The following is a 10334-nucleotide window of genomic DNA, read 5'->3' as shown; positions in this document are numbered from 1 at the left end:
CTGCGGCTGTCGGTCAGTCACGTTCGCCACCCAGGGCCATCCGGACGAGGTCGTCGACGGCCATGGCGTCGATGTCGGCGGCGGGAGTCGGCGTGTCCGGTGTCTGCGACCGGTCGGCGAGGTCCAGGAGCGCGTCGAGGAGGCCGGCCCGACGCAGCGCGGCGGGCGGGATCGCGGCCAGCAGGGAGCCGATCTCGTGGTCCCCGCGGTCGGCCCGGCCCGGCGTCCCGGCGGCCTTCCCGGTGCCGGCGGGGTCGCCCGGCCCGTCGGGTGCCAGGCGCCCGGTGAGGTAGGCGGCGACGGCGGCCGGGGTGGGGTGGTCGAAGACCAGGGTGGCGGGCAGCCGGCGGCCGGTGGCGGCGCCGAGCCGGTTGCGGAGCTCGACGGAGGTGAGCGAGTCGAAGCCGAGGTCCTTGAACGCCTGGTCGGGGTCGACGGCCCCGGGTCCGCCGTGGCCGAGGACGTCGGCGGCCCGGCTCCGGACCAGGTCGAGCAGGGTGGCGGCGCGTTCCTCCGGGGAGAGTTCGGTCAGCCGGCGGCGCAGCGAGTCCGCTTCGGCGGCGTCCGCCCCGGAGGCGGGGCGGCGGGCGGCGCCGGGGACCAGCGCGGAGAGCAGGGCCGGGACGGGTCCGGTCCGGGCCGCCGTCCGGAGCCGGCCGAGGTCGATCTTGACCGGGACGAGCAGCGGTTCGTCCAGAGTGAGCGCCGCGTCGAACAGGGCGAGGCCTTCTTCGCTGCCGATGGCCGCGGTGCCTCCCCGGGACATCCGCCGCAGGTCGGCGGCGGTGAGCGTGCCGGTCATGGTGCTGCGGCGCGCCCACAGGCCCCAGGCGAGTGACTGGGCGGGCAGGCCCAGGGCCCGGCGGTGCTGGGCGAGCGCGTCGAGGAAGGCGTTGGCGGCCGCGTAGTTGCCCTGCCCGGCGTTGCCGACCGTGGCGGACGCGGAGGAGAACAGGACGAAGGCGGACAGCGGCAGGTCGCGGGTGAGGGCGTGCAGGTTGAGGGCCGCGTCGACCTTGGGCCGCAGGACGTGGTGCATCCGCCCGGGCGTCAGCGACTCGATCGTCCCGTCGTCCAGGACACCGGCCGCATGGACGACCGCGCTCAACGGACGGTCGGCGGGGATGCCGGCGAGCAGGGCGGCGAGCGCGTCCCGGTCGGCGACGTCGCAGGACTCCACGTCCACCCGGGCGCCGAGGCCGCGCAGTTCGGCGGCGAGGTCGGCCAGGCCCGGGGCGTCGGCACCGCGCCTGCCGACGAGCAGCAGGTTCCGGACGCCGTGCGCCGTCACCAGGTGCTGTGCCACCAGGCCGCCGAGCGCGCCGCCGGCCCCGGTGACCAGGACGGTTCCGTCGGCCCCGGCGATGCCGGACGGGACGTCCGGGAGTGCGTCCGGGTCCGTGGCGACGGTGGCCCGGGTGAGGCGGGCGGCCAGCAACTGTCCGCCGCGTACCGCCAGTTGGGGTTCGGTTCCGGCCAGTGCCCGGGGCAGCAGGCCGGCCACGGCGGCCGGGTCGTCGGTGTCGATCAGCAGGAAGCGGTCCGGGTGCTCGGACTGGGCGGAGCGGACCAGGCCCCGGACCGCGGCGCCGGTGAGGTCGGTGACCTCCTCACCGGCCGCCGTGGAGACCGCTCCCCGGGTGACCAGCACGAGCCGGGTGCCGTCGTCCCACCGCGGGTCGGCCAGCCAGTCCTGGACGAGCCGCAGCGCGTCGTCCAGTGCGGCGTGCACGGAGGCGGCGTCGGGCGCGGACGGGCGGTCCGGGGTGTGGTCGCCGCACCAGGCCAGCACCGCGGCGGGCGCAGGCGCTCCCCCGTCCAGCGCGGCGCCGAGCGCCGCCAGGTCCGGACGGCTGTCCGGGAAGAGGTCCCCGCCGCCGAGGACGGCCCAGTGTCCGACGGGCTCGGCGGGGGCGGTGGCGGGCACCGCCGACCACTGCACCCGGTAGAGGGATTCCGGGCCGCCGCCCGGGCGGAGGGCGTCGAAGTCGATCGGACGGACGGCGAGCGCCTCGACGGACGCGACCGGGAGGCCGTTCGGGTCGGTCGCGTCGATCGACACCGAGCCGTCCGGCCGGAAGCCGAGCCGCACCCTGAGCGCGGTGGCTCCGGAGGCGTGCAGCCCGACTCCGCTCCAGGAGAACGGCAGTCCGGCGGACGGACGGTCCGGGCCCGGTTCGGTGTCCGGCCGGGCCCGCAGGAACAGCCCCTGGAGGGCGGCGTCCAGGAGGGCCGGGTGCACGCCGAAGCCGGCGGCGGACCGGTGCTGGTCCTCGGGCAGGCGCACCTCGGTGAAGACCTCGTCACCCCGGCGCCAGGCAGTGGTGAGCCCGCGGAAGGCGGGTCCGTAGCCGTACCCGGAGGCACTGAACTGCTCGTACAGGTCGTCGACGGCGATCGGTACGGCACCGGGCGGAGGCCAGGCGCCGGCACCGTCCGGTGCGGGTTCCGGCGTCGGCCGGCGGGTCGCGGCGTCGGCGGTGAGCGTGCCGGTGGCGTGCGCGGTCCAGTGCGGGGTCACCGCGTCCTCACGGCAGGAGAACAGGTCCAGGGAGCGGCTGCCGTGCGCGTCCGGGGCACCGACCCGGACCTGTAGGCGGACGGCGGTCTCGGCGGGTATCAACAGCGGTGACTGGAGCGTCAGTTCCTCCACCGTGTGGCAGCCGGCCTCGTCCGCGGCACGGACCGCGAGTTCCGCGAAGGCCGCGCCGGGCAGCAGGACCGTACCGGCCACCGCATGGTCGGCGAGCCAGGGGTGGGTACGCAGCGAGATCCGGCCGGTGAGCAGCAGTTCACCCGTGTCGGCCAGCTCGACGGCCGCGCCGAGGACGGGGTGGTCGGCCGGGTCGAGCCCGGCCGAGCCCACATCCGCCGCCGTGGTGGGCGCCGGCTCGGGCCAGTAGCGGCTGCGCTGGAAGGCGTACGTCGGCAGCTCGACCCGCCGCGCCCCCGGGAACGCAACCGACCAGTCCACCCCCAACCCGCACTCCCACGCACGACCCACCGCACGCAACACCTGCGCCACGTCGCCCTCACCCCGACGCAACGTCCCCAGCACCGCAGCATCAAGCCCCGCGGCCTCCACCGACTCCCCCACCGCCACACCCAGCACCGCATGCGGACTCGACTCCACGAAGAACCGGAAACCCTCCCCCAGCAACGCCTCCGTGGCCCGCCCGAACTCGACCGTCTGCCGCAGATTCCGGTACCAGTACTCGGCGTCCAAAACCTCCGTGTCCAACCAACCGCCCGTCACCGTCGAGAAGAACGGCACCGAACCCGACACAGGAGCGATCCCGTCCAGATCGGACAACAGGCGCTCGCGGATCTCCTCCACATGCGCGGAGTGCGACGCGTAATCGACGTCGATCAGCCGCGCCCGCACCCCCTCCGCCACGAACTCGTCCACCAGCGCCGCCACCGCGTCCGCGTCACCCGACACCACCGTCGACGACGGACCGTTCACCGCCGCCACCGACAACCGGCCCGCGATGCGCTCCCGCACCGCCTCCACCGGCAGAGGCACCGACGCCATACCGCCACGGCCCGCCAGCGCCCGAATGGCCCGGCTCCGCAGCGCGACGACCTTCGCCCCGTCGTCGATGCTCAGACCACCCGCCACCACAGCCGCGGCGATCTCGCCCTGGGAGTGACCGACCACGGCGTCCGGAACGACGCCGAACGAACGCCACACCTCCGCCAGCGACACCATCACCGCCCACAACACCGGCTGCACCACATCAACCCGCGCCAACAGCGCCTCCGACCCCAGCGCCTCCCCCAACGACCAATCCACAAAAGGCGCCAGAGCCCGACCGCACTCCGCCATCCGCCCCGCAAAAACCTCCGACCCGACCAACAACTCCGCAGCCATCCCCACCCACTGCGAACCCTGACCCGGGAACACCAACACCGAACGACCGTCGACCGGGCGACCGCCGTCCCACGCTCCCGAGTCGTCGTCGGCCGTCCGGCCCAGCAAGGTGTGGAGCTGGTCCCGGTCCCCGACCAGCGCCTTCCGGTATTCGAAGGCGGTGCGCGCGGACAGGGCGGACCCGATGTCGCGCGGGTCGGCGTCGGGGCCGCCGTGCAGGTGGCGGCGCAGCCGGTCGGCCTGGTGGCGCAGTGCCTGCGAGCTCTTCGCGGACAGCAGCCAGGGCACCGCCGGCAGGGGGGTGCGCTCGGCCGGCGGGTCGTCGTCCGTCAGGGGGGTGTGTTCGAGGATGGTGTGGACGTTGGTGCCGCTCAGGCCGAACGAGGACACCCCGGCCCGGAGAGGGCGGCCGTGGGACGGCCAGGGTTGCTGCTCGGTCGCGAGGGCCAGCGCTCCGCGCGTCCAGTCGACGTGCCCGGAGGGCCTGCCGACGTGCAGGGTGCGGGGCACCTGCCCGTGGTGCATGGACAGCACCGTCTTGATGATCCCTGCCACACCCGATGCCGCCTGGGCGTGGCCGAGGTTGGACTTGAGGGAGCCGACCAGCAGGGGCCGGTCGGCGGGCCGGTCCTGGCCGTAGGTGGCCAGCAGGGCCTGCGCCTCGATCGGGTCGCCGAGGGTGGTGCCGGTGCCGTGCGCCTCCACCACGTCCACGTCGGACGCCGTCAGGCCCGCGTCCGCGAGCGCGGCCCGGATCACCCGCTGCTGGGAGGGGCCGTTGGGGGCGGAGAGTCCGTTGCTGGCGCCGTCCTGGTTGACGGCGGAGCCGCGTACCACCGCCAGCACCGGGTGGCCGTTGCGGCGGGCGTCCGAGAGGCGCTCCAGCAGCAGGACACCGACCCCTTCGCCCATGCCCATGCCGTCCGCGTCGTCCGAGAAGGCCTTGCAGCGGCCGTCCTCGGCGAGTCCGCGCTGCCGGGAGAAGCTGATCAGGGCACCGGGGGTCGCCATCACGGCGACGCCGCCGACCAGGGCGAGGGAGCAGTCGCCGCCGCGCAGGGCCCGGCCGGCGTAGTGCATGGCGACGAGTGAGGAGGAGCAGGCCGTGTCGACGGTCACCGCGGGGCCTTCGAGGCCCAGGGTGTAGGCGATCCGGCCGGAGACGACGCTGGGTGCGCTGCCGGTGAGCAGGTGGCCTTCGCCTTCCTCCGACTGGGCGACGACGGCCGCGTAGTCGGCGTAGTTGACGCCGGTGAACACTCCGGTGCGGCTGCCGCGCAGCGCGGCCGGGTCGATGGCGGCGCGTTCGATCGCCTCCCAGGTGGTCTCCAGGAGCATCCGCTGCTGGGGGTCCATGGCCAGGGCCTCGCGCGGCGAGATGCCGAAGAACTCCGCGTCGAAGTCGGCGGCGTCGTGCAGGAAGCCGCCCCGCCGGGTGGTCGAGGTGCCGGGGCGGTCGGGGTCGGGGTCGTAGAGGGCTTCGAGGTCCCAGCCGCGGTCGGTGGGGAAGTCCGAGACGGCGTCGCCGCCGTCGGCGAGCAGGCGCCACAGGTCTTCGGGGGTGCCGATGCCGCCGGGGAAGCGGCAGGCCATGGAGACGATCGCGATCGGCTCGTCGTCGGGCGCGGGCCGGTGCGCGGCGGCGTCCGGCTCGGCGGGGCGCGGCTCGGTGGCCTGCCGGCCGAGCAGTTCGGCGCGGATCTCCCGGGCGAGTGCGGTGGACGACGGGTGGTCGAAGATCAGCGTGGACGGCAGCCGCAGTCCGGTGGCGGTGTTGAGCCGGTTGCGGAGTTCGACGGCGGTGAGGGAGGCGAAGCCCATGTCCTGGAAGGCCATGCCGGGCCGGATCGCGTCCACCGAGGGATGGCCGAGGACGGCTGCCGCGTGGGTGCGGACCAGGTCGAGCAGCAGGCGGTGCTGTTCGGATTCGCCGAGGGCGGCGAGCCGTTGGCGCAGCAGTGCGGCGGCGGGCGCGACCGTGTCGCCGGGCGCGGCCTCCAGGGCGCGGCGGGCTTCGGGGACGCCGGTGAGCAGCGGGCTGGGGCGGGTGGAGGTGAAGACGGCGGCGAACTGCTCCCAGTCGACGTCGGCGACGGCGAGTACGGTCTCGTCGTCGTCCAGTGCCTGTTGCAGGGCGTGCACGGCGAGGTCGGGGGCGATGCGGGGCAGGCCGTGCTGTTCCAGGTTGAACAGGTCGGCGTCGTCTCCGGCGACGCGGTCCTGGAAGGCGCTCTCGGCCTGCCAGATGCCCCAGTCGACGGTGGTGGCGGAGAGGCCGCGGGCCCGGCGGTGCTGGGCGAGGGCGTCGAGGTGGGCGTTGGCCGCGGCGTAGGCGCCGTGGTCGCCGCTGCCCCAGACTCCGGCGATCGAGGAGAACAGGACGAAGGCGTCGAGTTCGCGGTCGAGCAGCGCGTCGAGGTGTTCGGCGCCGGCGGCCTTGGCGGCGACGATCTGTTCGAACGCGTTCATCGGTGTGCCGTCCAGCGGGGCGAGCGCGACGAAGGCGGCCGCGTGGACGACCGCGGTGACCGGGTCGCCCGCCGACTCCAGGCCGGTGAGCAGCGCCGCCACGGCCTGACGGTCCGCCAGGTCGCAGACGGGCAGGGTCAGGCGTACGCCGAGGGCGGCGAGTTCGGCGGCGAGTTCGGCCGCGCCGGGTGCCTGGGGGCCGCGGCGGCCGGGCAGGACGAGGTGGGTGGCGCCGCTGCGGGCCAGCCAGCGGGCGAGGTGCGGGCCGACGGCTCCGGTGCCGCCGGTCAGCAGGACGGTGCCGCGGGGCTTCCAGTGCTTCGTACGGCTGCCGGTCCGGGGGGCGCGCCGCAGGCGGCGGGCCAGCAGGCCGGTGGGGCGCAGGGCGAGCTGGTCCTCGCGGCCGGCGCCGTCCGTGCCGGGGGCCGTCAGGACGGCGGCGAGGCGGGCCCTGGCGCGGGCGTCGAGGTCCGGGGGCAGGTCGACGAGTCCGCCCCAGCGGGCGGACAGTTCCAGCGCGGCGACCAGTCCGGTGCCCCAGACCTGGGCCTGGCGGGGGTGGGTGACCGGGTCGTCCGGGCCGGTGGAGACGGCCCCGGCGGTGGCGCACCACAGGGGTGCGGTGAGGGCGAGGTCGCCCAGGGCCTGCACCAGGGCGACGGTGAGCGCCGTCCCGGTGGGCAGGGCCGGGTGGTCGGGGTGCGGCCGGTCGTCGGCGGCCAGCAGCGACAGCACGCCCGTCGGGACGCGGTCGCCGAGGGCGGCGGCGAGGGTGTCCGCGAGGTCCGTGCGGCGGACGGCGGCGGCCGTGAGTTCGGCCGTGACGACGGTGGCGCCCGCTTCGGTGAGGGCGAGCAGCGGGCCGCGCACCCGTGCGTCGTCGTCGTGTCCGGCGGGCAGGACGACGAGCCAGGTGCCGGCGGCGGGGCCGGCGGCCGGCGGGTCGGGCAGCGGCTGCCAGCCGATGCGGTAGCGCCAGGCGTCGATGACGCTCTCGTCGCGCCGCTGTTTGCGCCAGCCGCGCAGGGCCGGCAGGACGGGGGCGAGGGCGTCCTCGTCGACGGCGAGGTGGGCGGCGATCTCGGCCGGGGCGTCGTGGTCGACCATGTGCCAGAAGGCCGTGTCGTGCGGGTCGGCGGCGGCCGGTCCGGTGCCGGGCGACGCCTCCGGCTCCAGCCAGTAGCGGCGCAGCTGGAAGGGGTAGCCGGGCAGGTCCACCCGCCGGGCGCCGGTGCCGGCGTACACCGCTGGCCAGTCGACGGCCGCGCCCGCCACCCACAGTTCGGCGGCCGAGAGCAGGGCCCGGCGAAGTCCGCCGTCGTCGCGGCGCAGGGTGCCGACGACCACGGGCGGTTCCTCGGTGCCGGCGGCCTCGACGGTGTCCTGGAGGGCCATGGTCAGCACCGGGTGCGGCGACACCTCGACGAAGACCTCGTGGCCCTGCTCGACCAGGGAGCGGACGGCCGCGTCGAAGCGGACGGTCCCGCGGAGGTTGCGGTACCAGTAGTCGGCGTCCATGGCGGTGGTGTCGAGCCGGTCGCCGGTGACGGTGGAGAACAGCGGGATCCGGGCCGGGAGCGGGCGTACGTCGGCCAGTGCGGCCAGCACCTCGGACCTGATCCCCTCGACCTGCGCCGAGTGCGAGGCGTAGTCCACGGGGACGGCGCGGGCCCGTACGCCCTGTGCGGTGCAGTGGGCGAGCAGTTCGGCCAGCGCCCGGGTCTCCCCCGAGACCACCACGGCGGCGGGCCCGTTGACGGCGGCCACCGACAGCTGCTCGGCCCAGGGGGCGATCTCGGCGCGGACCCGGTCCTCGGGCAGGGACACCGCGACCATGCCGCCGAGTCCGGCCAGCGCCCGGATGGCCCGGCTGCGCAGGGCGACGACCTTCGCCCCGTCCTCCAGGCTCAGCGCTCCCGCCACCACCGCGGCGGCGATCTCGCCCTGGGAGTGGCCGACCACGGCGTCGGGCCGGACACCCCAGGACTCCCAGTGCGCGGCCAGTGACACCATCACCGCCCACAGCGCCGGCTGCACCACGTCCACCCGGTCCAGGGAGGGCGCGCCGGGCGCGCCCTCCAGGACGGCGGGGAGCCGCCAGTCGACATGGGCGGAGAGCGCGGCGTCGCAGGCGGCGAGGCGGTCCCGGAAGGCGGGGCTGGTGGCGAGCAGGTCCCGTGCCATGCCGGCCCACTGGGAGCCCTGGCCGGGGAACACCAGGGCCGTCCGGCCCTCGACGACCCGGCCGGTGCCCGCGACGACGTCGGCGGGCGTGGGCGCGGCCGGGGCGGTGGGGAGGTCCGTGCCCGGTCCGGACAGGGCGGCGAGCCCGTCCAGCAGGGCGGGGTGCCCGTCGCCGATCACCACGGCCCGGTGTTCGAAGGCGGACCGGGTGGTCGCCAGCGAGAACCCGAGGTCGGCGGGGCGTGCGGGCGCGTGCGTGGCGAGCCGGGCGCGCAGCCGGGCCGCCTGGTCCCCGAGCGCGGACGCGGTGCGGCCGGACAGCACCCAGGGCAGCACGGCCCCGGGCGCGGCGTCCGGTCCGGCGGCCACCGCTTCCGGCCCGTCGGCCGGTTCCGATCCGTCGGCCGGTTCCGGCTCCGGCGCCTGTTCGAGGACGACGTGCGCGTTGGTGCCGCTCATGCCGAACGAGGACACCCCGGCCCGGCGCGGCCGGTCGACGGCGGGCCAGTCGCGGGCCTCGGTGAGGAGTTCGACGGCGCCCGAGGACCAGTCGGCGTGCGGGGTGGGCGTGTCCACGTGCAGGGTGCGCGGCAGGACCCCGTGCCGCAGCGCTAGCACCGTCTTGATGACCCCGGCGACCCCGGCGGCGGCCTGGGTGTGCCCGATGTTCGACTTCAGCGACCCCAGCCACAGCGGACGCCCGGCGGGCCGGTCCTGGCCGTACGTGGCCAGCAGCGCGTCCGCCTCGATCGGGTCGCCGAGGGTGGTGCCGGTGCCGTGCGCCTCCACCGCGTCCACGTCGGACGTGGTCAGCCCCGCGTCCGCGAGCGCCGCCCGGATCACCCGCTGCTGGGAGGGGCCGTTGGGGGCGGTCAGGCCGTTGCTGGCGCCGTCCTGGTTGATCGCCGAACCGCGCAGCACGGCCAGCACCGGGTGGCCGTTGCGGCGCGCGTCCGACAGCCGCTCCAGCAGCAGCATCCCCACGCCCTCGCCCCAGCCGGTGCCGTCCGCGGCCGCCGCGAACGGCTTGCAGCGGCCGTCGGGGGACATCGCGCCCTGCCGGCTGAACTCGACGAACACCGCCGGCAGCGCCATCACGCTGACCCCGCCGGCGAGGGCGAGCGAGCACTCACCGGCCCGCAGGGCCCGCGCCGCGAGGTGCAGCGCCACCAACGAGGCCGAACAGGCGGTGTCCACGGTGACGGCGGGGCCTTCGAGGCCGAGCGCGTAGGACACCCGCCCGGACATCACGCTCATCGAGTTCCCCGTCATCAGGAACCCCTGGACGGCCTCGGCGGCGCCGGCGCCCAGCGTCGCGTACCCCTGGTCGATGGCTGCGGCGAACACCCCGGTGCGGCTGCCCCGCAGGGTGAGCGGGTCGATGCCGGCCTGTTCGACGGCCTCCCAGGACGCCATCAGCAGCAGCCGCTGCTGCGGGTCCATCGCGACCGCCTCGCGCGGCGAGATGCCGAAGAACTCCGGGTCGAAGTCCGCCGCGCCGTCCAGGAACGCCCCCTGCCCGGGGACGGCGCCGCCGGACGGCCAGGCGGTCTCCCAGCCCCGGTCGCCGGGGACGGGCGCGACGGTGTCACGGCCTTCGGCGAGCAGGTCCCACAGGTCCTCCGGGGTGCGGACACCGCCGGGGAAGCGGCAGCTCATCGCCACGATCGCGATCGGCTCGCTGGTGCGCGCCTCGGCCTCCCGGAGCCGCTGCCGGGTGTCCCGAAGGTCGATGGTCACCCGGTTGAGGTAGTCGCGCATCCTCTGGTCGCTCACTGGACACCGCTGCTTTCGTCTCGGGCTGCTC

Annotated in this window: 1 protein-coding gene; it reads right to left on the bottom strand. The window is 75.9% G+C overall.

Annotated features, from left to right (window positions below):
- Positions 1-13: 13 nt before the first annotated feature.
- A complete protein-coding gene (locus tag ACIQF6_RS00100; RefSeq protein ID WP_400890051.1) occupies positions 14-10288 on the bottom strand; it encodes a type I polyketide synthase in 10275 nt (3424 codons plus the stop codon).
- Positions 10289-10334: the final 46 nt, after the last annotated feature.

This window comes from Kitasatospora sp. NPDC092948 (assembly GCF_044754805.1).
GTDB lineage: Bacteria > Actinomycetota > Actinomycetes > Streptomycetales > Streptomycetaceae > Kitasatospora.
The sequence above is the reverse complement of the archived record's forward strand: the minus strand, read 5'-3'. Positions and strand labels throughout refer to the sequence as shown.